Origin of the sequence: Streptomyces sp. NPDC058000 (assembly GCF_042886435.1) — a bacterium.
Taxonomy (GTDB): Bacteria; Actinomycetota; Actinomycetes; order Streptomycetales; family Streptomycetaceae; genus Streptomyces.
Window position 1 is genome coordinate 226,998 of sequence record NZ_JBHVQS010000001.1, and the last position, 21,354, is coordinate 248,351.

General features: G+C 71.2%; 19 protein-coding genes. 10 read left to right on the top strand and 9 right to left on the bottom strand.

What is annotated here, in order from left to right:
• Positions 1-64: 64 nt before the first annotated feature.
• Complete coding sequence (locus tag ACFVT2_RS01145) at positions 65-1,201, bottom strand: methyltransferase domain-containing protein (RefSeq protein ID WP_390010673.1); 1,137 nt, start codon at positions 1,199-1,201, stop codon at positions 65-67.
• 452 nt (positions 1,202-1,653) lie between these two features.
• Here ACFVT2_RS01145 and ACFVT2_RS01150 point away from each other — a divergent pair, with 452 nt between their 5' ends.
• Positions 1,654-2,130, top strand: coding sequence for a VOC family protein (locus ACFVT2_RS01150; protein WP_390010674.1), 477 nt, complete (start codon positions 1,654-1,656; stop codon positions 2,128-2,130).
• Between the two features lie 99 nt (positions 2,131-2,229).
• Here the strand turns inward: ACFVT2_RS01150 and ACFVT2_RS01155 are convergent, their stop codons facing one another.
• Positions 2,230-2,424: a DUF397 domain-containing protein gene (locus ACFVT2_RS01155; protein ID WP_390011206.1), complete on the bottom strand. Its 195-nt coding sequence runs from the start codon at positions 2,422-2,424 to the stop codon at positions 2,230-2,232.
• A gap of 14 nt (positions 2,425-2,438) precedes the next feature.
• The gene (locus ACFVT2_RS01160) at positions 2,439-3,260 is read right to left on the bottom strand and encodes a Scr1 family TA system antitoxin-like transcriptional regulator (RefSeq protein WP_390010675.1); all 822 of its coding nucleotides are present in this window, start codon (positions 3,258-3,260) and stop codon (positions 2,439-2,441) included.
• A 441-nt stretch (positions 3,261-3,701) separates the two neighbouring features.
• Between ACFVT2_RS01160 and ACFVT2_RS01165 the strand changes: the two genes are divergently transcribed.
• Both ACFVT2_RS01165 and ACFVT2_RS01170 read left to right on the top strand, forming a co-directional pair.
• Entirely contained in the window at positions 3,702-4,091 is a 390-nt protein-coding gene (locus ACFVT2_RS01165; protein WP_390011208.1) for a hypothetical protein, read from the top strand.
• Between the two features lie 108 nt (positions 4,092-4,199).
• Positions 4,200-4,592: a VOC family protein gene (locus tag ACFVT2_RS01170; protein ID WP_390010676.1), complete on the top strand. Its 393-nt coding sequence runs from the start codon at positions 4,200-4,202 to the stop codon at positions 4,590-4,592.
• A gap of 361 nt (positions 4,593-4,953) precedes the next feature.
• Here the strand turns inward: ACFVT2_RS01170 and ACFVT2_RS01175 are convergent, their stop codons facing one another.
• Positions 4,954-5,187, bottom strand: a complete 234-nt coding sequence (locus ACFVT2_RS01175; protein WP_390010677.1) for a hypothetical protein — start codon at positions 5,185-5,187, stop codon at positions 4,954-4,956.
• A 444-nt stretch (positions 5,188-5,631) separates the two neighbouring features.
• On the opposite strand from ACFVT2_RS01175, the gene ACFVT2_RS01180 reads away from it, so the two are divergent.
• The 3 genes from ACFVT2_RS01180 (at position 5,632) to ACFVT2_RS01190 (ending at position 9,924) form a co-directional block, all read left to right on the top strand.
• Positions 5,632-6,114, top strand: coding sequence for a MarR family winged helix-turn-helix transcriptional regulator (locus ACFVT2_RS01180; protein WP_390010678.1), 483 nt, complete (start codon positions 5,632-5,634; stop codon positions 6,112-6,114).
• Positions 6,115-6,134: 20 nt separating this feature from the next.
• A complete protein-coding gene (locus tag ACFVT2_RS01185) occupies positions 6,135-8,756 on the top strand; it encodes an MFS transporter (protein WP_390010679.1) in 2,622 nt (873 codons plus the stop codon).
• Between the two features lie 325 nt (positions 8,757-9,081).
• A complete protein-coding gene (locus tag ACFVT2_RS01190) occupies positions 9,082-9,924 on the top strand; it encodes a YceI family protein (protein WP_390010680.1) in 843 nt (280 codons plus the stop codon).
• A gap of 82 nt (positions 9,925-10,006) precedes the next feature.
• Here the strand turns inward: ACFVT2_RS01190 and ACFVT2_RS01195 are convergent, their stop codons facing one another.
• Positions 10,007-10,834, bottom strand: a complete 828-nt coding sequence (locus ACFVT2_RS01195; RefSeq protein WP_390010681.1) for a TrmB family transcriptional regulator — start codon at positions 10,832-10,834, stop codon at positions 10,007-10,009.
• Between the two features lie 455 nt (positions 10,835-11,289).
• Between ACFVT2_RS01195 and ACFVT2_RS01200 the strand changes: the two genes are divergently transcribed.
• The 4 genes from ACFVT2_RS01200 to ACFVT2_RS01215 all read left to right on the top strand — a co-directional run bounded on the left by ACFVT2_RS01200 (position 11,290) and on the right by ACFVT2_RS01215 (position 14,986).
• Entirely contained in the window at positions 11,290-12,591 is a 1,302-nt protein-coding gene (locus tag ACFVT2_RS01200; protein ID WP_390010683.1) for a peptidase S8, read from the top strand.
• A gap of 189 nt (positions 12,592-12,780) precedes the next feature.
• Positions 12,781-12,939: a hypothetical protein gene (locus tag ACFVT2_RS01205; protein ID WP_390010684.1), complete on the top strand. Its 159-nt coding sequence runs from the start codon at positions 12,781-12,783 to the stop codon at positions 12,937-12,939.
• Between the two features lie 277 nt (positions 12,940-13,216).
• A complete protein-coding gene (locus ACFVT2_RS01210; RefSeq protein ID WP_390010686.1) occupies positions 13,217-14,290 on the top strand; it encodes a cytochrome D1 domain-containing protein in 1,074 nt (357 codons plus the stop codon).
• A 324-nt stretch (positions 14,291-14,614) separates the two neighbouring features.
• The gene (locus ACFVT2_RS01215; RefSeq protein ID WP_390010688.1) at positions 14,615-14,986 is read left to right on the top strand and encodes a peptidase inhibitor family I36 protein; all 372 of its coding nucleotides are present in this window, start codon (positions 14,615-14,617) and stop codon (positions 14,984-14,986) included.
• A gap of 49 nt (positions 14,987-15,035) precedes the next feature.
• Here the strand turns inward: ACFVT2_RS01215 and ACFVT2_RS01220 are convergent, their stop codons facing one another.
• From ACFVT2_RS01220 to ACFVT2_RS01235, 4 genes are all read right to left on the bottom strand, one after another.
• On the bottom strand, positions 15,036-15,827 hold the full coding sequence (locus tag ACFVT2_RS01220) for a TetR/AcrR family transcriptional regulator (RefSeq protein ID WP_390010690.1): 792 nt from the start codon (positions 15,825-15,827) through the stop codon (positions 15,036-15,038).
• Positions 15,828-15,926: 99 nt separating this feature from the next.
• Positions 15,927-17,510, bottom strand: coding sequence for an MFS transporter (locus ACFVT2_RS01225; RefSeq protein WP_390010692.1), 1,584 nt, complete (start codon positions 17,508-17,510; stop codon positions 15,927-15,929).
• A gap of 97 nt (positions 17,511-17,607) precedes the next feature.
• On the bottom strand, positions 17,608-19,953 hold the full coding sequence (locus ACFVT2_RS01230) for an ArnT family glycosyltransferase (protein ID WP_390010694.1): 2,346 nt from the start codon (positions 19,951-19,953) through the stop codon (positions 17,608-17,610).
• Complete coding sequence (locus ACFVT2_RS01235; RefSeq protein WP_390010696.1) at positions 19,950-21,317, bottom strand: glycosyltransferase; 1,368 nt, start codon at positions 21,315-21,317, stop codon at positions 19,950-19,952. The genes ACFVT2_RS01230 and ACFVT2_RS01235 overlap by 4 nt, the downstream gene beginning before the upstream one ends.
• Positions 21,318-21,354: the final 37 nt, after the last annotated feature.

Below are 21,354 nucleotides of genomic sequence, written 5' to 3' on the forward strand. Positions count from 1 at the left end.
CCTCGCTTTGAACGGCCCGAGCGGGGCGCACGACGGGGCGGGGCCGCCGCGCGGGGCTGACGCGTCAGGTCGACAGACACACCTCGTGCCGCGTCCCCTGGCCTTCGGCGGAGACACGCAGTCGAAGCCGGTCGATTCCGGGGCGATCGGCGGCCACGTACTGGCCGTATGCCCGGACGACCTCGTCCCACAGCTTCCTGGCGCCGTACTGGGCCACCGCGAAGGTCGACGCTTGCCGGCCGTCGTAGTCCACGCTGGCCCAGCTCGTCGCCTGATCATCGGCCAACCACAGCCGGGTATGGGCCCCTTCCGCCTCCGTGTCCCACGAATGCCACGCTCCCGGCACATGCAGGCCCACGTACATCTGCGCATCGAGATCGTTTCCGGCCACTGACCAGGGAGAAAGGCAGGTCGTGGACCGTTCGGGGTGCTGGCCGTCGCGCAGTACGTCACGGCGCAGTTCGACGTCCACCTGCTGGGCCCGGATCAGCATGAACGAACCGTAGGGAGCGAGGGAGCCCCGGGCAGTGCCGTCTGCCTGCTTGGTGGCGACGAGGGTGCCGTAGTTGCACCACGAGGTGTCCCACGGGGTGACGATGCGGCCGCCTGCTACGACCTGCTCCAGCCAGGGGAGCGGCACGGTCCTGACGGAGCAGGTGGAGATGATCGCGTCGTACGGGGCGGCCGGCTGCCAGCCCGCTGCCCCGTCCGCGCAGCGCACCTCCGGCCGCTGACCGCTCGACCTCAGGGCCCGCTCAGCCCGGCGGATCAGCCCTGGATCGATATCGAGCGAGGTCACGTTCTCGGCGTGGAAAAGGTGCGCGAGCAGCGCCGCGTTGAACCCGGTGCCGGTACCGATCTCCAGCACCCGCTGTCCGCGCCGGCCGCCGAGGGCCATCAGCATGCGTACGACCATGCTGGGCATCGAGGCGGAGGAGGAGGGAACGAGGTCCCCGTCGGGCAGCTCGGTGAACTGCGTGACGAGCGGGACATCGCTGTAGGCCGCGCGCCACCAGCGATCGGGCTCCCGCTCGCGGTCGCATGGCTCGTAGCCTCCCTTTCCGTCGCGCAACCACAGTGTGGACGGCAGGAAGAGATGACGGGGTACGGCGCGGAGGGCCGCCCGTAGTTGTGCGGGGACGGGCGCACCCAACCGTTCGGCGATCTGCTCCAGTAGAGCGCCGATGGCGGCGTCGGGCATGGGGCCGGAAACCAACGGACCTATTTCGGCTGCGGCGGCGGAGTCGGCTCCGGCGGCGGGATGGGCCGACCGGGCTGCTGTCCGTCGTCTCCGATCGGTGAGCGGTGCTTACCCACGTACGCCTCCTTCGTCGGGCGTCAGGGTCACCGAGTGTAGGGACCGCGCGAAGGGGGCGGCAGGGCGCGCGTGCTGGATTGCTTCTTCCGCTTGACGAGTCCCGGCACCCGGGCCGCTGCCCTGGCGCGAGCCGCCCCGTGGCCTTCTCGCTCCCTGCGGAGCAGACACCCGGGGCGGACCGGCGTCTTCCCCGTCAGCACGGATTTCCCCACCCGAATGGCGATGAGTCCGGCAGCGCGCGACGGTCGATACAGATGACGGCCCCCGGGCCGCCGATCCACCGACCACGACCGTCCGGCCATCCGGCCATCCGGCCCCACCATCAGGAGCGCGTCATGCCGCAGATCACCCCCAACCTCTGGTTCGACACCCAGAGCGTGGAGGCCGCCGAGTTCTACTGCTCGGTGTTCCCGAACTCGAAGATCACGAACGTCACGCACTACACCGAGGGCAGCCCGCGCCCGCCCGGCACGGTACTGACCGTCGAGTTCGAGCTGGACGGCCAGGAGTTCACCGCGATCAACGGCGGCCCGGAGTTCACGTTCGACGAGGCGATCTCACTGGCCGTCACCTGCGCCGACCAGGAGGAGATCGACTACTACTGGACCAAGCTCTCCGAGGGCGGCGAGCAGGGCCCCTGCGGCTGGCTCAAGGACAAGTACGGGCTGTCCTGGCAGGTCGCGCCGAAGTGGATGATCGACGTCCTGAACGACCCCGACCGGGGCCGTGCGACCCGCGCGATGCAGGCCATGATGGGCATGAAGAAGCTGGACCTCGCGACCCTGAAGGCGGCGGCCGCCGGCGAGGGGTGACGGGAGCGGCCTCGCGGCGATACGGCAACGGCCCCCGACCGGCGGCGAATTCGGCGAATTCTGGGGGCCGTTCGCTTCGGTGGCTGATCGCCGCACGGGTCAGGCTGCGGCGAACTCCTCACGCCTGACTGCGGATACGAACGACGACCAGCTCTCCGCCGAAAAGACCAGTGCGGCGCCGTGCGACTCCTTCGAGTCACGCACCGGGACCGCGCCAGGGATACCGTCTGCAACCTCGACGCAGTTTTCCATTCCATTGCTGTAACTGGACTTGCGCCACCGGACGCTGTCCATACTTCCGGTTCTGGTCACCGGTACTCCTCCAGGTATTTTTTAATAAGCTCTAGTGATTCAGGTTCAGAAAGCGCCAAGCGACGGACCGAATCGAATTGCTGGGTCAATTGGACAACCCGCTTTGTCGACTCCACCAACTCGCCTGAACCAAACGATTCAACATAGGCAATGGTCGCCCCATTAGCCTTGGTGATCAGCGTCAGGCTACCCCCGAGCATCCAGTACTCACCACGATCGAAGGGCATCACTTGAATGGTGACGTTCGGGCCCTCGACAGCTTTGAGGATATGCGTTAATTGGGCAGCCATTACCTGCTGACTCCCCATTGGCCGCTTTAGTGCAGCTTCATCCATAATCCCCCAGTACGGCGGAGGGTCTTGCCTGTCGAAGACGCGCTTGCGCCCCAGTCGAGCCTCCACCGCCTCCGTGATGTCGCCGATCGGAGCCTTGGGGCGCTCAGTCCGAATAAAGGCTCTGGCGTAGTCTTCCGTCTGCATGAGCGCCGGGATGGTGCTGCTTGTGAAAACCTGGATGCGCTCCGCCTTGGATTCCTGCTCAGCGGCCCTCTGTACATACGCTTGAGTCGCCCCAGCCCTGATGACTTCAAGGATATCGGCCAGCGTCCCTCCCGTCTTGAACAACTCATCGAGCGCGCACACCATTTTCTCCGACGGCAGTTGTTCGCCCCGCTCGACCCGCCCCAAATACGCATGGTCGAACGTGGTTTGATCCTTGAGGTCGCGCAGAGACCAGCCCCTACGCTCACGGTTGCGTTTCAGCTCGTTCCCCAAGACCTTCGGCAACGTGAGCCGTTCGTCGTCTTCGCGTTCAGCCATCGATCGAGCCCCTCATCGAACGCACAGGCGTGGACAACCGTCAGTTGACCACGCATCACACCTAGTGAGCGTATGCCTCGGGGGTTCATGGTGATAGCCCGCTCCCCGCCAGTGCTTGAACTGCCGTGCGGAGCTGGTCTTTCCCATACGACAGCCACACGCAAGACCCCCGCGACCGTTGGTGGACGGCCCGGGGGCGTGGCCCTCAACCCGCTGGAGGTTGACGACAGTGCTGCACACTATCCGAACGATCTTCGAAATTCTGCTGTGCCTGTTACTGCCCGCCCACGGCTGCCACCGAGCGGCCGGCCCGCGTCCCACCGCACGGCGGGAACGCCGCGTGCAGCGCGGTCGGCGGCGGGAGTTGTGGCTGGCGGTGCACGGTGTCGACGTCGGCCCGCGCCGGCTTCACGGGGTGGAGGTGGCCGCGCGATGAGTCCGATGAACCCCATGGACGGCGCGCGGCTGCTGCCGTGGAGCAGTTGGGACGGGAAGCCGTGCTATCTCCTCGGCGGTAACGGGTCCGGGACCGGATACGTCTCCCGGCTCGCCGACCGGGTCGAGGCGGAGCAGATGACCTCGGCGGCCGAACTCATCGAGGACGCCTACCGCATCCTCGCCGACCGGGCGTGGACACCCGGCGAAATCCATCTGCTGGCCGTCGAGTTGAACGACCGCCTGGCCAAAGTGCACCGGGTGTCGGAGAGTCGGGGCGCTCGTCTGCTGCTGATGGAGGAAGAGGAGGACGAGGGGGAGGACGAGCTCGACGCGGAGGACAGGGATGACGGAGGCGGAGACGGAGGCGACGACTCGCCGTCGGCCTGCACGTAAGGTGCGGCGATGAGGGTGTCCGGGCCGGTCGTCGCAAAGCGAACTTGGATGCCTCGTCACGCTGTTGGGGCCGAATGCTCGCGCTGTCGCTCTCCGGAGGGGACATCCATGGAACTTGCCCAGGTCCGCCTACTCGTTGCGGACTTCCCCAGCTGCTACCGCTTCTACCGGGATGTACTGGGGCTGAAGCCGCAGTTCGATGCGGAGAACGGCCCGTACGCGAAGTTCACTCCCGACGGCGGCACCGCGGGCATCGCCTTGCAGGACCGCACACAGATGGCCCAGGTGCTGGGCGAACTCGTCGCCGAGCCGACCGGCTACCGGTCCCTTGTCGTCCTGCGGGTCGACGACATGGACCGCTACTGCGAGGAGATCACCGCGCGAGGAGCCGTGCTCGTCCACGGTCCGGCCCCCATGACGGACCGCATGCGCGTCGCCCACCTCATGGATCCGGCGGGAAACCTCGTCGAACTCCAGGAGTGGCTGGTCCTACGCGGGTGACAGGCCACGACCGCAGCGCGCGTGGGACTTGCTCGTCCAGAGCGCGGCGGACGGGGGGGACGATGTGCGCCCGGCTCTCCTACCTGCGGCTTCCCCCGACCGGACACGCCCTGAGCAGGGACAGTGACTGTCCCGTACGAGCCGACGGGCTCGGCTCGCGGCTCCGGTCCGTCCTGCGGGGAGCGTCCCGGGCGCTCCCCTGAAGGGTGCCGCGGCGGGTCCGCCCGCGCGGTGAGGGAAATCGGTCCCGCCCGGTGAGCATGAGCACCGGGCGGGGCTGCTCCCGCAGTGAGCGGGTACGGGGCGAGGCCCGGCGGGCGGACGGTGACCGTCGGCCGAACTCCCGCCGCCCGAGGGCTCGTTAGCCCAGCGCAAGCCAGGCCGCGCCGGCCACCACCACGAGGGCGACGATCACGCCGACGATCAGGCCGACGCGCGGGCCGCCGGACGCCTGCTGGGGCGCGGGGGCGCGACGGCCGCCTTGCGGGGTGCCGCCTTGCGGGGCGCCGTCGTCGTCCACGAAGGCTCGGAACATCTGCGTGCTGCCCGCCGGGTCGTAGTTGCCCTCGGCCTGGTTCTGCGGGTTGGTCGCCATGGGGAAGGACCCTAGCGAACCCCGGGCATGGGGGCACCCTTGGGGCACGTATCCTCCGCGGGCGTGCGCGAGCGCGGGTGGTAAGGGGCGGACGACCCCGCCTACGGAGCGCATATCCGCTGGTCACAGAGCGCAGGTGGGTCACCTACGGGGCGATGCGTGACGCGTACATGGCGTGAAGTTCGGGTGGGCACGAGGTGAGCATGAGGGGCAGGGCGGCACAAATGCCGCGCGCACCTCAACGGGTCGCCCACTTACCGCATTGACCTGCACCTTTACGTACCAAAACAGCTTTCTTGACTTACTCGTGAGCCAGACTTTGCCAGCTCCATACCTCCCCTTCCGTCCAAATCGTTTGCCTTCAGCAACCAACTTTGCCTATGGTTGCCCCAAGCAACAAAACAACCGCGTAGGTTGCGCAGGTGAAGAGGCGTGGAGGAGCCGGTGGCCGCTCACAGTCAGTACGAAGAGCTGGCCCGGCAACTCAGCGCCATCGGGGCCGTCAAGCGGGAGATGGGGCGGCTCCTGCCCCAGGACTGCCCGCCGGCGTCGGCCGGGGTGCTCACGCTCCTCGACCGGCACGGCGAGATGCGGATGAGCCAGCTGGCCGAGCTGCTCGCGATCGACATGTCGGTGACCAGCCGGCACGTCGCGCACGTCGCTGAGCGCGGCTGGATCGAGCGCGAGCCCGATCCGGCGGACAAGCGGTCACGGCTGCTGCGGCTGACCCCGAGTGGCAGGGAGCTCCTGGCGGAGCTTTCCGAGCGCTACACCCAGACGCTCGCCCGGTATTTGGACGACTGGACCGACACCGACGTCGGGCACCTCAACGAGCTGCTCGCCAGGCTCCGCACGAGCTTCGGCGACTGCCGCACCCGGGCGCATCACGACTCCCCCGCCACCACCCGTACCCCCGCAGCAGGATGAAAAGGAAGTAAAGGAACCACATGGCTACGACCTCACCAGCCGGTGTGCGGGGCGGGCATGCCAAGCATGGGGGCGGCCACGGCGCTTCCCATGACGGCCCGATGACGCACCGTCAGATCATGGAGGCGCTGTCCGGGCTGCTGCTCGGCATGTTCGTCGCCATCCTGTCCTCGACGATCGTTTCCAACGCGCTGCCGCACATCATCCACGACCTGGGCGGCGGCCAGAGCTCGTACACCTGGGTCGTCACCGCGGCGCTGCTGTCGATGACCGCGACCACACCGCTGTGGGGCAAGCTCTCCGACCTGTTCAGCAAGAAGGCGCTCGTCCAGGTCGCCCTGATCATCTACGTCGGCGGTTCGGTCGTCGCCGGTCTGTCGCAGAACACCGGCATGCTGATCGCCTGCCGTGTGGTGCAGGGCATCGGCGTGGGCGGTCTGTCCGCGCTGGCCCAGATCGTGATGGCCGCGATGATCTCCCCGCGGGAGCGCGGGCGTTACAGCGGCTACCTGGGTGCGACCTTCGCGGTCGCGACCGTCGGCGGACCGCTGCTCGGCGGCGTCATCACCGACACCAGCTGGCTCGGCTGGCGCTGGTGCTTCTACGTCGGCGTGCCGTTCGCCATCCTCGCGCTGATCGTGCTCCAGAAGACCCTGAAGCTCCCGGTCGTCAAGCGCGAGGGCGTCAAGGTCGACTGGGCCGGCTCGTTCTTCATCGCCGGCGCGGTCACCCTGCTGCTGGTGTGGGTCACCCTGGCCGGCAAGAACTACGACTGGATCTCCTGGCAGACCTTCGCCATGGTCGGCGGCGCGATCGTGCTCGCGCTGATCTTCGTGATCATCGAGTCCAAGGCCAAGGAGCCGCTGATCCCGCTGCGGCTGTTCCGGAACAAGACGATCACGCTGGCCACCATCGCCTCGCTGTTCGTCGGCATCGGGATGTACAGCGGCACGGTCTTCTTCTCGCAGTACTTCCAGCTGGCCGAGGGCAAGACCCCGACGATGTCCGGCGTCATGACCATTCCGATGGTCATGGGCCTGTTCCTCTCCTCGATGATCTCCGGCCAGATCATCACCCGTACCGGGCGCTGGAAGATCTTCCTCGTCAGCGGCGGTGTGCTGCTCACCGCGGGCCTCGGCCTGCTGGGCACGCTGCGCGTGGACACCCCGTACTGGCACGCCGCCATCTACATGGCGCTGATGGGCCTCGGCGTCGGCATGATGATGCAGAACCTGGTCCTGGCGACCCAGAACCAGGTGGCGCCGCAGGACATCGGATCCGCCAGTTCGTTGGTGACCTTCTTCCGTACCCTCGGTGGTGCGGTGGGCGTCTCGGCGCTCGGCGCGGCGCTCGCCAACCGCGTCACGCACTACGTGACCGACGGCCTCACGGCACTCGGCCCCAAGGCCGCCGCGGCGGCGAGCCACGGCGGCGGTGGCAGCGACGGGATTCCCGACCTGTCGACGCTGCCCGCCCCGATCCGGTCGATCATGGAGGACGCGTACGGGCACGGCGTCGGTGATGTCTTCCTCTACGCGGCTCCGTTCGCCCTTCTCGCCCTGATCATCACCCTGTTCATCAAGGAGGTCGCCTTGCGCAGCAAGTCCGGTTCGGAGCGCGCCCTCGCCGGAGACGGCGACGGCGACGCGTCCCAGGCCCCCGTGGCCGCCGCGGCACCGGCCCCGCTGGCCGCGTCCGCCCCGGCGTCCGCCGCCGGGGTCGAGGAGCGGGAGCCCGCCCTGGTGGGTGCCGCCCCCTCCCCGTCCGGCTCCATATCCGACGACGGCCTGCACACCCCCTCCTGGGCCAAGCCGGCCCCGGCGGCCCAGCCCCTGGCGGCGTACGCGTCCGTCGGCGGCGGTGACGCCACCCCGACCGGTTCCTCGGTCCACGGCTTCGTCCGCAACGCCGAGGGCAACCCGGTGCCCCGCTCCGCCGTCACGCTGATCTCGCTCAGCGGCCGGCAGTTGGGCCGCTCGGTCGCCCAGGCCAACGGCTCGTACGTGCTCCAGGCGCCCGGCGCCGGCTCGTACGTCCTGATCGCGGCGGCCGACGGCCACCAGCCGCAGGCGTCCACGGTCGTCATCGGCGAGGCGCCGCACGGCTACGACATCCTGCTCAGCGGCACCAGCGGCCTGACCGGCCAGGTCCGCAGCGCGATCACCGGCGAACCGGTGGGCGACGCGATGGTCGTCGTCACCGACGTCCGCGGCGAGGTGCTCGCCACCGGCCGGACCTCCGCCGAGGGCGCCTTCTCCTTCGGCGAACTGGCCCCCGGCACCTACACCGTGGCGGTCAACGCGGCGAGCTTCAGGCCCACCGCCCAGCCCGTCGAGATCGGCGGCCAGGGCACCACCCGGACCGAGATCGAGCTGCTGTCCGGCGCCCGGGTGCAGGGTGTCGTCCGGGCCGGGGCGGACCGCGCCCCGCTGGCCGACGCCCGGGTCACCCTGGTCGACGCGGCCGGCAACGTCGTGGCCACCTCCACCACCGGTGCGGACGGCGCCTACGCCTTCACCGACCTGGACGCCGGCGACTACACGGTCATCGCGAGCGGCTACCCGCCGGTCGCCTCCGGCCTGGCCATCAACGCCGGTGGGCTGGACGGCCACGACGTCCAGCTCGCCCACCCCGGGGACTGACCCCGGCCCCGGGCCGCGCGACCGCGACGGCCCGGGCGACACACCCCGGACCGGGGCGCGCGTTGAGCGGAGACGCGCCCCGGCCCGGACCCAGGACTCCGGCGGCGGCGCTGCGCACAGGCAGGGGACGGCCTGCAACGCCGCCGCCGGGGTCCACCCCTCCGCCGACCGGCCGGGGAACGGTACGCACCGGGGGCCGGACCGGGACCACCCGGGCCCGCAGGGCCCGACGGACCACACGCTCACACGGACACACGCACGGACAGGCACGGCACGTACCGGCACCACACGGCACGTACCGGCACTGAACGGGAGAGGCACGTAAATGACTTCGACGGGCGCGGGAGCTGCGGGAGTACGGGCGCAGGTCCGCACGCGGGACGGCTGGGCGGTACAGCACGCCGTGCTGACCGTCACCGACATGACGGGCGCGCAGGTGTTGCGCGCGTCCGCCGACGAGGACGGCGCGGTGCGCAGCGCGGAGCCGCTGCCCGCCGGCCCCTACACGGTCATCGTGACCGCCGTCGGCTACGCACCGGTCGCCTCCAGCGCGATCGTCACGGCCAGCGGCCGGATGGACGTCGGCAACGTCGTCCTGGCCCGCCAGGGCGGCGTGGAACTCCCGCCGCCGGGCCCCTGGACCATCGACCCCATGCACTCCACGGTGGCCGCGGTCGCCCAGCACCTGGGCATCTCCAGCGTGCACGGCCGCTTCACCGAGTTCAGCGGCCGGATCGACATCGCCGAGGACATCGAGAAGTCCCGGGTGGAGGCGGTCATCAAGGCCGGGTCGATCGACACCGGCAACGGGATGCGCGACGGCCACCTGCGCAACGAGGACTTCCTCAACGTCGAGGTCTACCCGCAGATCACCTACCGCAGCGCCGGTCTCGAACCGGCCGGCCCGGACCGCTGGACGGTGCACGGCGACCTCTCGCTGCACGGCGTGGTCCGCCCCGTCGACCTCGACCTCAGCTACCTCGGCACCGGCCCGGACCCGTGGGGCGGCGTCCGTGCCGCCTTCCGCGCCACCGCGGAACTGCGCCGCGAGGACTTCAAGATGAACTACAACCAGGTCGTGGCCGCCGGTATCGCGGCGATCGGCACCACCCTCAAGGTCGAACTGGACATCCAGGCCGTCCAGGGCGAGAGCCTGCCCATGGGCTGAGCGGCGGACCGACGCGGGTCCGTGCGCGTCCACGCGAAGGGGCGGGCCCCGGCGATTCTTTCGCCGGGGCCCGCCCCTTCGGCTACGTCCTGAGCGCCCCGACGGGCTCCGGGGCGGTGGCCGCGGTCTCCCACACCGTCAGGAAGGCCAGCCGCAGACAGGCCGCGAGCGCCGGGTGCTCGATGACCAGGGCGGTGGTGGAGTCCACGCCGGCCACCGGGTCGGGCATGTCGCACAGCACCACCGAGGCGTCGGCGATGACGAGTTTGAGCGGCAGGTCCGCGGTGAAGCGGGCCTCCTCGCCGGCGGCCGCGAAGCTGCGGACGTTGGCGAGCATGCCGGCGTCCTCCAGGGCTCCGGAGGAGTAGATGGCGCGGATGGTGCCGCCGGCCCGGTGCAGCCGGCGGGCGGCCGCCATGCCCTCGGTGTTCTCCGCCGGAGCGACGAACGGCGGTTTGCAGAAGCTCAACAGCTCGCGGCGGGCCTGCCGTTGGATGTCGGCGAACCGTTCGGAGATCGCCGTCGGGTCGCGCAGGATCTCCACGTAGTCGAGCGGGTCGCTGTGGTCGCGGCCGTCCGTCCACAGCGGCTGGAGGGACGCGGCCAGGGTGTCGGAGGCGCGCTCCAGCCGCTCCAGGGACTCGCGTTGCAGGGCCACCAACCGGGCGACGGCCAATTCGGGGGCGACGGCCGAATAGGTCGCCACCCGTCCGGGGTGCGTATTGGCCAACCGCCGCCTGACCAGCGCGTCCAGCACGTCGTACACCCGCTGTCGCGGTACGTCCGCCTCGCGGGCGACCTCGGCCGCCGTGTACGACTCTCGCCTGATCAGGGCGAGATAGACCCGTGCTTCGTAGCGGGCCAGGCCCAGCGCGACGAGGTTGCCCACCGCGTCCTCTTCCAACTCCATGACGCACCAAGGTATAGGGCCGCGCCACCGGGCGGGTGGGTGGCCGGGAGGCTTCCAAAAGCGGACCAGGAGAAGGCTTTGCCGTAACCCGGTGTCCCTTTGACGATGTGTTCACTACTTTCCTAACAAGCCACCACTGACCGGGGTGGCACCCATCGAGTGCACGTGCGCGACGCACCACCGGAGCTGTACGGAGTCCACGGGGGGCCGGACGTCATGCCCGTGACGTGACGGGGCACCGTGCGGAGGTCTGCGCGTCATACCTCCGCATTGCCGACTGTCATGTCCGTGACATGCCGCCCGGACCACGCGACTCCGCGGTTCCGCCCCCTCAGCACCACGGCACCACCGCACCACCGGCACCACTGCGTTTCGCACCGCACCCGCACCCCCCACCCGGCGTCCGCGGACCGTCGGCCGCCGGTTCCCCCTCTCCCCCCACGGAGGTCACTCCCTTGCCTTCCCTGCGACAGAGCACGGCAGACAACGGCAAAACGGACCGCACCGGAGGGCTGGCGCGCCGCGGCGCCCCGGCCCTGCTGTCGGCGGCCACCCTCGTCATCGGCGGCCTGATCGCCGCCGCCCCGGCGGGCGCCGCCCCGGCCCCGACCGCCCCGCACGCGTCCCCCACCGCGTCGACGTCCACCGCCGTCCACACCCACCGCCTGTGCTCGGAGCCGGCCAAGCCCGGCTACATGGCCTGCAACGCGGTGGCCCGCACGGACGTGAAGCAGAGCCTCGCGCTCGGGCGTCACCTCACCCCGTCCGGCTTCGGCCCCAGCGACCTACAGGGCGCGTACAAGCTGCCGAAGACCGGCGGTTCGGGTCAGACGGTGGCGATCATCGACGCCAACGACGACCCCAACGCCGAGAAGGACCTGGCGACTTACCGCAAGCAGTACGGCCTGCCGGAATGCACCACCGCCAACGGCTGCTTCAAGAAGGTCGACCAGAACGGCGGCACCAAGTACCCGGCGCCGGACGCCGGTTGGGCCGGCGAGATATCCCTCGACGTCGACATGGTCAGCGCCGCCTGCCCCTCCTGCAAGATCCTGCTGGTCGAGGCGAACAGCGCCAACATGGACGACCTGGGCGCGGCGGTGAACCGCGCGGTCACCATGGGCGCCAAGTTCGTCTCCAACAGCTACGGCGGCCCCGAGGACTCGACCGACACCACCTCGGACGACAAGTACTTCAAGCACCCGGGCGTGGCGATCACCGTCAGCTCCGGTGACAGCGGCTACGGCGTCGAGTACCCGGCGGCCTCGCAGTACGTCACCGCGGTCGGCGGCACCTCGCTCAAGAAGGACAGCAGCACGCGCGGTTGGACCGAGTCGGTCTGGGGTTCCAGCGCGGGCGGCGAGGGCGCCGGCTCCGGCTGCTCCCAGTACGACGCGAAGCCGTCCTGGCAGAAGGACACCGGCTGCGCCAAGCGCACCGTCGCGGACGTCGCCTCGGTCGCCGACCCGGCCACCGGTCTCGCGGTCTACGACAGCTACCAGGCCAGCGGCTGGAACGTGTACGGCGGCACCAGCGCCTCCGCCCCGTTCATCGCCGGCGTCTACGCCCTCGCGGGTGCCCCGGCCGCTTCCGACACCCCGGCCTCCTACCCGTACACCCACGCCTCGGCGCTGAACGACGTCAGCAGCGGCGCCAACGGCTCCTGCTCGCCGTCGTACCTCTGCACCGCGGGCAAGGGCTACGACGGCCCGACCGGCCTCGGCACCCCGAACGGCACCGCGGCCTTCACGAAGTGACCCACCCACCGGCGGCCTGACCCGGCCCCGCGCGGTCCCCGGACCGTGCGGGGCCGGTCGGGCCGCCCCACCGACCGTCGCAGTCCGGCGCCCGCCCGACGAACCGGACTGCGACACCCCAACCAGTGGGCCCGGACCGTTCCCGACCGGTCCGGGCCCGCGCCCGTACCGACCTGGTGGCGGTGTGACATGACCCAGTCGTGCCCGGTCCGCAAGCCCCGGCTCTGCGGGGCGACCCGGCCGAAGGCCAGCAACAACCCCCGGCCCTGCGCGCGGACCGAACACCCCGAGGGGCAGCACATCGACCGGCAGGGCGTCGCGTGGCCGGAGCGGGTGGACGCCTCGTAGCGGGCGGTGCGGCACGCCGTACGGGCGGTGCGGGACGCCCGGAGTGCCGGCGCCGCGCGCCCGGCCGGCGCGGTGCGGGCCCGCGCCTGCGCCGTGCCTCCATGTGGCCGCTCGGGTTACGGAGCCGCTGCACAAGTGGCCGACGCCCGCTGCCGGATTTCGCCGCGGTTCACTCCCTAGGGGCACGGACAGGGGCCGGCTGGCCGGTAGTGGGCCGCGGGACCCCGAGATGCCTGCTCGGGTGGGGCGCAGTGATCACTACTGCCCCAGGAGAGCCATGCCCCGTTTTCCCCTGGCCAGCGAGTTGCCCGGCACGGCATCGGGACGGCTCCGTCCGAGCACACGTCCGCCGTCCCGACGAAGACGTCGCCTCAGCTGGAGCCTGACCGCCGCCCTGCTGGTGGCCGGCGCCCTGGTCGCGGCCGGCGCGCCGCCGCGCACCGCGACCCGGCGCCTGGCCCGTTATCCCATCCGCGTCAGCGTCTACGTGGCCAACAGCGGTTCGGAGACCGTCTCGGCCTATGACACCCGTCTGGAAAGCAGGTTCGGCGCCGTCCAAGTGGGCTTCGGACCGATCGGAGTGGGAGCGGCTCCGGACGGCGACGCGGTCTACGTCGCCAACGGCCGTTCCGACACCGTCTCCTTCATCAACACCGGCCCCCGGCTGGTCACCGCCACCGTGCGGGTGGGGCGTCGGCCCTTCGCGGCGATGCCGACCCGGGACGGCCGCACGGTGCTGGTGGCCAACTTCGGCTCGGACACGGTCTCGGCCATCAGCGTCCGGGAACGCCACGTGATCGCCACGGTGCCGGTGGGACCGCTGCCGCACAGCATCACCACGATTCCGGACGGACGCGCCTACGTGACCGACAACGGCGGCGGCGCGGTGACCGTGCTCGACCCGCACTGGCATCCGATCCGGCGGATCCGGGTGGGCGACTTCCCCAGCGGCATCAGTTCGCCGCCCTCCGGCCGCCTGGTGTACGTCTCCAACACCGGCTCCGGCACGGTGTCGGTCATCGACCCCCGCAGCGACACCGTGGTGGCCACCCTGCCCGCCGGCCGGGCGCCGCTGGGCAACGCCGTCAGCCCCGACGGAAGGCTGCTCTTCGTCGCCGATTCGGGCCGCGGCTGCCTGCTCATCATCGACATCGCCGCCCGCCGTGTCATCTCCCACATCCACGTCGGCGCCCAGCCGCAGGGGGTCGCCGTCACCCCTGACGGCCGGCGGGTCTGGGTGACCAACGAACAGTCCGACACCGTCTCGGTCATCGACCCCTTCGCCCAACGGGTCCGCGCCACCCTGCCGACCGGACACGAGCCCGAAGGCATCGCCATCACACCGCGCTGAGCCCGCGTCCTCCCCTGCGCCACGGCATGGTCCCCCGGTAGTCCGCCGCAGACCACGTAAGAGGCGGGGATCTCCGCCCCTCCTCCCGTCCGCTCCTCCTCCCGCGCACTCGTACAACGCTGCCCGCAAGCGTGACAGTGACTCGAACGCCGGGCCCGGCTCCACTTGCCTGCCACACACTGGTCCGTACGGCCTCGGTCTGGTCAGGGAGCCCTGGCTCGGTGCACGTGATCAGGCCAGGCCGCCGCCCACACCTCCGGCGAACGCCCGGCAGGCACCCCAGTTCACGTCACCTTCGACCGTCACGGGAGATCCGGAGAACCCATGCGCACCCAGCACCTCGGCACGGCACTCGGCCCCCTGACCGCCGCGGCCGCCCTCATCCTGGCCACCGTCCTCACCAGCCCCGCGCACGCGGGGACCAGCGCGGCGTCAGCCCCACGGGCCCGTGCCACGGCCGCCTGCCCGGAAGGTTCCCTCTGCTTCTGGTCGGAGCCCGACTTCGGCGGCACGATGAGGACCGCACAGGACCCCCGGCACGACTGCGAAAGCGCGCCGTTCCAACCCGCGCGGTCGGTCTACAACCACGCCTACGAGACGCGGACGTTCTACTCGGGCCCCCGCTGCTCGGTACGCGTCGGCGCACTGGAACCGGGCGGCTCGGCCCGGTCGGTCTCCGTGTCCAGCTGGCGGTGAGACCCGGCGTTCCCGACGTCCCGTCGTCGCCTCGGCGCGGGCCCGTTCGTCAGCGGCCCCCGGCTCGTCCCCCGCGCTCCTTCTCCCGCATCGCGTCGATGCCCGCGATCTGGAGGTCCAGGGCGAAGGCGAAATCGCGGTCGAGCATGTCGCCGGCGTTGCCGTCGCCCATGGCGTAGCCGGCGCGGCTGGAGAGCTCCCGCATCTCGGCGAACTCGGGGCGGTCCGAGATCGCGGCGACGACCTGGGTGAAGTAGTCGTCGAGGCTGATGCCGGCGGCGCGGCAGCGCGCCTCGTGGAGGGACCGGATGGTCGCGAAGCCGTAGACGAACTGGAAGACCGAGGCGAGCGCGCCGGAGGTGTGGTCCGGGCCCAGACCGCTGCGGGCCATCACGCGCAGGGTGGCGTTGGAGAAGGCCGTGGAGTGCGGCCCGATGTTGATGACCTCGCCGAGCAGTCGGGGCGCCCAGGGGTGGCGCAGCAGGAGGTCGCGGTAGGAGCGGGCCAGGCCGCGGAGTTGGTCGCGCCAGTCGGCGGTGTCGTCGGACGCGTCGGGGAGTGCCATCTCGCCGGCCACCGCGTCCACGGCCAGCTCCAGGAGGTCGTCCTTGGTGTCGACGTACCAGTAGAGGGACATCGCGGTGACGCCGAGTTCGGCGGCGAGGCGCCGCATGGAGAACTTGGCCAGCCCCTCGGCGTCGAGCAGCCGGACCGTCGCCCCGACGATCTTCTCCAGGTCGAGTCCGGCCGGCTGCTCCGCCTTTCTCCTCAGCGGAGGGCGTTCGGTCAGCCAGACGCTGTGCGGTCGCTGCTCGGCGCGCCCGTTCGTCGCTGCTGCCATGGCGCCCCTCCTCGGGTCGTGCGGGTCGTGCAGGTCGTGCGGGTGGTGCGGGCCGCCGGACCGGACGGGACGGGTGTGACGTCCCGTCCGGTGTCGATGCTATTCCGCCGGGGCCGGGGCGGGGCCGGGGCCGGCGCCCTGGCCTGCGGTCTCCGCGCCGCCCTGGGCCTCGGGGCCGCCCGCGCCGCTCCCGGCGCGTTCCGCGCGGCGCAGCAGGACCGCGGCGAGCATCCCGCCGAGGAAGACGGCCACCGCACCGACCAGCTGGCTGGTGCCGATACCGGACGCGAAGGCGTCGTGGACGGCGGTGCGCTCGTCGGCCGTGTGCGTCCGGGCGAGGGCCGCGGGGAGCGAACCGGCGCCCGCGGCGACCAGCGGAATCAGTGCGGCGAAGCGGGAGTTGAGGACCGCGCCGAGCACCGCGACGCCCAGGCCCTGACCGAACTCCATCAGGGTGCCGTTGACCCCGGCGCCGACGCCGGCCTTGGCGGGCGGGATCGCGGACATGACGGCATTGGCCATCGTCGGCATCGCGATCGCCACGCCGATGCCCATGACGACCAGGCCCAGCAGCATGCCGCCGTAGCTGTGGCCGCCGAGCAGCGAGATCGCGGCGAGGCCGACGGACAGCAGGGTCATACCGGAGACGATCATGCCCGGGGTGCCGAGGCGGGGCGCCAGCCGGGCACCCAGACCGGTGAAGTTGATCAGTACGACGGTGAGGGCGAGCGGCGCCATCCGCAGACCGGCGTCCAGCGGGCCGTAGCCGAGCACCAGTTGGAGGTGCTGGGTGAGCAGGAAGATCGAGCCGCCCATCCCGAAGGCCACCAGGATGCCGCCGGAGACCGCGCCGATGAACCGGCGGTTGCGGAAGAAGTGCATGTCCAGCATGGGGTGCGGGATGCGCAGCTCCCAGAAGGCGAAGAGGGCCAGGCCCGCGATGCCGATCGCGGCCGAGACCAGCACCCGGCCCGAGGTCCAGCCGGTCACCGGACCGGAGATGATCGCGAAGACCACGCCGACCATGCCGATCATCGACAGCAGGGCGCCCAGCACGTCCGGGCGCTCACCACCGTGGCTCTTGGACTCCGGGACGAGGGCGAGGACGGCCACCATCGCTATCGCCGTGACCGGGAGGTTGACCAGGAACAGCGAGCCCCACCAGAAGTGGTCCAGGAGCGCGCCGCCGATCAGCGGCCCGGCGGCGAAGCTCAGGGAGTTCACCGAGCTCCAGATGCCGATGGCCTTCGGGCGCTCGGTGTCGTCGAAGATCTGCATGGTGACGGCGAGGGTGGTGGTGACCAGCAGCGCGCCGCCGATCCCCATCACGGCGCGGGCGCCGATCAGTTGGCCGGGCGATTGGGCGAGGGTGGCGCCGAGCGATGCCAGGCCGAACAGCGCCAGGCCGACGACGAGCATCTTCTTCCGGCCGTAGCGGTCGGCGGAGTTGCCGGCGATCAGCAACAGGCCGGACTGGACCAGCGAGTAGGCGTTGAGCATCCACTGGACGTCGGCGGTGGTGGCGCCCAGCTCTTCGGTGAGGGACGGGACCGCGACGTTCAGCACGGTGTTGTCGAGGACGACCGTGAGCTGCGCGAGGCAGATGACGGCCAGGATCAGCCAGCGGGTGGCGGGCCGGCCCGGCGGCTGGAGTGTGGTGGCGTCGGGGGCCACGGCGGACATACGAGCTCCCTGTACGGTGCGAGCGGATGACTTACACCGTACAGGGACTCTTATACGCCGTACATCTGTTTTCGACCGGGGGCGGTGACCCCCGCTGCTACGCCTTCCGCTGGGTCAGGTCGTAGAAGGTGGCGCCACCGGCGGTGACCTTCTTGAAGGTCTTCTCGATCCAGGCGCTGATCTGCGTCGACGGGCCCTTCTCGGCGCGGCCGCCGCCGGGCATCGCCTGGCCGCCGGCCTGCTTGCCCTCACCACCGCCCGGGGCGCCGCGGAACATGCCCCGCTCCCCCACGATGAAGTAGTGGATCTTCCCCTCCGCCACGTAGCGCTGGAACTGGGCGAGGGTCGGCGACGGGTCACTCCCGTTGAAGCCGCCGATCGCCATCACGGGCTTCTGGGTGGCGAGTTGGTAGCTCGCGGCACTCTGGGAGCCGACGGTCGCGGCGGCCCAGGTGTACCGGTCGGCGTTCCGCTCCACCAGGCGCTTGGCCTGGTCGCTCACCGAGGCACCGTCGAGCAGACCGCCCATACCGGCCGTCCCGCGCATCCGGCCACCGTGCCCCTTGGCGCCACCCGGCTGGCCGGGGCCGCCGCCCATCTGGCCGGCGCCGGGGAAGCCCTGGCCCCCGGGGAAGCCCTGGCCGCCCTTGCTCCGCCCGCCGGCGCCGCCCGGCAGAACGATCTTGTTGCCGCCCTTCCAGAGCATCCGCCCCCGACCGCCGCCGGGGAAGTTCCCGCCGCCCTGGACCGCGGGGCCGGCGGTGATGATCGAGCCGCCCTTGGGGGTGTTGATGGTGTCCAGGCTGTACGCGAGGGGGCCGGCCAGCGCCGTCGCCACCCCGAGCCCGGCCGCCACACCGGCCACGACCCCGGCCCGCCGCCGCGCCCGCCCCGGCACCTGGCCGTCCGCCGCAGCACCGTCGGCCGGCTCGTCGCCGACCGACTCGCCGTCCGCAGCCGACCGTGCGTCGCCCCGCGCGCCCGTCCATGCCGCCACCAACAGCCCCAGCGCCGCCAGCAGACCGAGCACCAGCACTGCCCACCGCAGCCACGGCAGCCACTGCGGCGACCGGTCCAGCAGGACGTACGACCAGACCGCCGTCACCCCGACGACCAGCGCCAGCACGCTCCGCGCCAGCCGTCCGTCGCGCCGCCACAGCAGCACCGACCCCATGCCGACCAACGCCGCGATGTACGGGGCCAGTGCGATGTTGTAGTACTGGTGGAAGATCCCGGACATGAAGCTGAAGATGGTGAACGTCATCAGCAGCGCGCCGCCCCACACCAGGAACTCCGTCCGCTGCGCCGCCTGTTCGGCGGCGACCGCGCGCCGCGCCCGCCACAGCACGCCGACCGCGACGATCAGCAGGATCAGTGCGGCGGGCAGCAGCCAGGAGATCTGACCGCCCATGTCGGAGGAGAACAGCCGGGTGATCCCGGTCTGACCCCAACCGCCGCCCATACCGCCGCCGCGGTGACCGCCCCCGACGCTGCCCCGCTCGTTACCGTCGATCCGCCCGAAACCGTTGTAGCCGAACGTCAGCTCCAGGAAGCTGTTGGTCTGCGAACCGCCCACGTAGGGACGGGCCGATGCCGGCAGCAGCTCGACGATCGCCACCCACCAGCCGCCGGACAGTACGAGCGCCAGCCCGGCCAGCAGCAGTTGCCCCAGCCGCTTGCGCACCCGGACCGGCGCGCAGCACGCATAGACCACGGCCAGCGCCGGCAGGATCAGCCACGCCTGAAGGGTCTTGGTCAGGAAGCCCAGCCCGAAGCAGACCCCGGCCAGCACCAGCCACTTCGTCCGGCCCGCCTCAAGGGCGCGCAGCACACAGGCGACCGCGCACACCATCAACAGGCACAGCATCGCGTCCGGGTTGTTGAAGCGGAACATCAGCGCGGCGACCGGGGTGAGCGCCAGCGACCCGGCCGACAGCAGCCCCGCCGCCGCCCCGAAGCGGCGCCGCACGGCCGCGTAGAGCACGCCGACCGCGGCGACGCCCATCAGCGCCTCCGGCACCAGGACCGCCCAGGAGCTCAGCCCGAAGAGCCGCACGGAGAGCTCCATCGGCCAGAGCGAGGCCGGCGGCTTGTCCACGGTGATGGCATTGGCCGCGTCCGAGGAGCCGAAGAAGAACGCCTTCCAACTGACGCTGCCGGCCTGTACGGCGGCCGAGTAGAACTGGTTGGCGTACTTGGACGCCGACAGGTCCCAGAGGTAGAGCGCCGCGGTGACCACCAACAGCGCCAGCAGCGCCGGCCGGGCCCAGCGCGGGTCCTCCGGCCGCCCCCGCACGACCCGCTGGGCGAAGCCGCGCACCGCGGCCGTCCCGGGGGCGGACCGCGGGCCGTTCTCCGACCCTTCCTCCGACACGTGGTCCGCTGCTGCCCGCTCCGGGGACATCGTTCCGTCCTGCTCCGAATGGGGTGGGTGGGGGCTCATCGCGCGCTCCTGCTGAAGTCGTTCCGGTCGTGCGCGTCCTGCGCGCCGAGCTTGTTGTCGTGCGCCTCGGGCCGGCCCGGCCCCTCCCCGGCCGCGCGGCCCGCCGCCTCCCGCCGCTCGCGCTCCGGGAACACCCAGGCGCGGAAGAGCAGGAAGCGCAGCACCGTGGCCGCGAGGTTGGCGGCCACCAGCACGGTCAGCTCACTGCCGTGCGAGGGGTTGACGGTGGCGGAGTCGAGGGCCGCGAGCGACCCGCTGGTCAGCGCCAGTCCGATGGCGAAGACCACCAGGCCCTGCGCCTGATGACGGACCGCGCGTTCCCGGCCCCGCACCCCGAAGGTCAGCCGCCGGTTGGCGGCCGTATTGCCCAGGGTCGACACCAACAGGGCGGCGGCGTTGGCCACTTGGGGGCCCACGCCGAGCCGGAAGAGGGTGTAGAGGCCGAGGTAGAGCAGTGTGCTCAGCGCCCCGACCACGGTGAACCCGACGACCTGCCGGGCCAGCCCGCCCGGCACCCCGGCCAGTTCCCGGTCCCGGGGGTCGTCGCCGAACGGCCGGGCCAACCGGTCCAACGGCAGCGCACCGGTCGCCAGCGCCCGCCCCACCCGCCACACGCCCTTGAGGTCGTCGGTCGCGGTCCGCACCAGGTGCACGGTGCTGTCCGGATCGTCCACCCAGTCCACCGGCACCTCGTGGATCCGCAGCCCGGCCCGCTCGGCCAACACCAGCATCTCGGTGTCGAAGAACCAGCCGGTGTCCTCGATCATCGGCAGCAGCCGCCCCGCGACATCGCCGCGGATCGCCTTGAAGCCGCACTGCGCGTCGGAGAACCGCGCGGCGAGCGAGCCCCGCAGGATCAGGTTGTAGGTGCGCGAGATGAACTCCCGCTTCGGCCCGCGCACCACCCGCGCGCTCCGGCTGAGCCGGGACCCGATCGCCAGGTCCGAATGCCCGGAGATCAGCGGCGCCACCAGCGGCAGCAGCGCGTTGAGGTCGGTGGACAGATCGACGTCCATGTAGGCCAGCACCGGCGCCTCGGACAGCGACCACACCGTGCGGAGCGCCCGCCCGCGGCCCTTCTGCTCCAGCCGTACGGCGGTGACGTGGTCCATCTCGTCGTCCAGCCGGGCGGCGATCCGGGGCGTGTCGTCGGTGCTCGCGTTGTCCGCGATGGTGATCCGGAACCCGTAGGGGAAGGTGCGGACCAGGTGGTCGTGGAGCCGACGCACACAGGGTTCGAGGTCCTTCTCCTCGTTGTAGACGGGGACCACGACATCGAGGACGGTCTCGATCTGGCCCGGGCGCAGATGCTCACGTGGCGGCAGGGAGCCCAACGGCGTCGGGCTCGGCGGAGGCGTCGTCATGCCCACGACGGTCGCCAAGGGGCCTGTCATGGCCGTG

What these genes read in the sequence shown, in the direction of transcription:
- ACFVT2_RS01155 (WP_390011206.1), bottom strand. Translation starts at nt 2,424, where the DNA reads ATGGACAGCGTCCGGTGGCGCAAGTCCAGTTACAGCAATGGAATGGAA.
- ACFVT2_RS01210 (WP_390010686.1), top strand. Translation starts at nt 13,217, where the DNA reads ATGCCCCGTTTTCCCCTGGCCAGCGAGTTGCCCGGCACGGCATCGGGA.
- ACFVT2_RS01165 (WP_390011208.1), top strand. Translation starts at nt 3,702, where the DNA reads ATGAACCCCATGGACGGCGCGCGGCTGCTGCCGTGGAGCAGTTGGGAC.
- ACFVT2_RS01195 (WP_390010681.1), bottom strand. Translation starts at nt 10,834, where the DNA reads ATGGAGTTGGAAGAGGACGCGGTGGGCAACCTCGTCGCGCTGGGCCTG.
- ACFVT2_RS01145 (WP_390010673.1), bottom strand. Translation starts at nt 1,201, where the DNA reads ATGCCCGACGCCGCCATCGGCGCTCTACTGGAGCAGATCGCCGAACGG.
- ACFVT2_RS01225 (WP_390010692.1), bottom strand. Translation starts at nt 17,510, where the DNA reads ATGTCCGCCGTGGCCCCCGACGCCACCACACTCCAGCCGCCGGGCCGG.
- ACFVT2_RS01185 (WP_390010679.1), top strand. Translation starts at nt 6,135, where the DNA reads ATGGCTACGACCTCACCAGCCGGTGTGCGGGGCGGGCATGCCAAGCAT.
- ACFVT2_RS01160 (WP_390010675.1), bottom strand. Translation starts at nt 3,260, where the DNA reads ATGGCTGAACGCGAAGACGACGAACGGCTCACGTTGCCGAAGGTCTTG.
- ACFVT2_RS01150 (WP_390010674.1), top strand. Translation starts at nt 1,654, where the DNA reads ATGCCGCAGATCACCCCCAACCTCTGGTTCGACACCCAGAGCGTGGAG.
- ACFVT2_RS01175 (WP_390010677.1), bottom strand. Translation starts at nt 5,187, where the DNA reads ATGGCGACCAACCCGCAGAACCAGGCCGAGGGCAACTACGACCCGGCG.
- ACFVT2_RS01235 (WP_390010696.1), bottom strand. Translation starts at nt 21,317, where the DNA reads ATGACGACGCCTCCGCCGAGCCCGACGCCGTTGGGCTCCCTGCCGCCA.
- ACFVT2_RS01190 (WP_390010680.1), top strand. Translation starts at nt 9,082, where the DNA reads ATGACTTCGACGGGCGCGGGAGCTGCGGGAGTACGGGCGCAGGTCCGC.
- ACFVT2_RS01230 (WP_390010694.1), bottom strand. Translation starts at nt 19,953, where the DNA reads ATGAGCCCCCACCCACCCCATTCGGAGCAGGACGGAACGATGTCCCCG.
- ACFVT2_RS01215 (WP_390010688.1), top strand. Translation starts at nt 14,615, where the DNA reads ATGCGCACCCAGCACCTCGGCACGGCACTCGGCCCCCTGACCGCCGCG.
- ACFVT2_RS01170 (WP_390010676.1), top strand. Translation starts at nt 4,200, where the DNA reads ATGGAACTTGCCCAGGTCCGCCTACTCGTTGCGGACTTCCCCAGCTGC.
- ACFVT2_RS01205 (WP_390010684.1), top strand. Translation starts at nt 12,781, where the DNA reads ATGACCCAGTCGTGCCCGGTCCGCAAGCCCCGGCTCTGCGGGGCGACC.
- ACFVT2_RS01220 (WP_390010690.1), bottom strand. Translation starts at nt 15,827, where the DNA reads ATGGCAGCAGCGACGAACGGGCGCGCCGAGCAGCGACCGCACAGCGTC.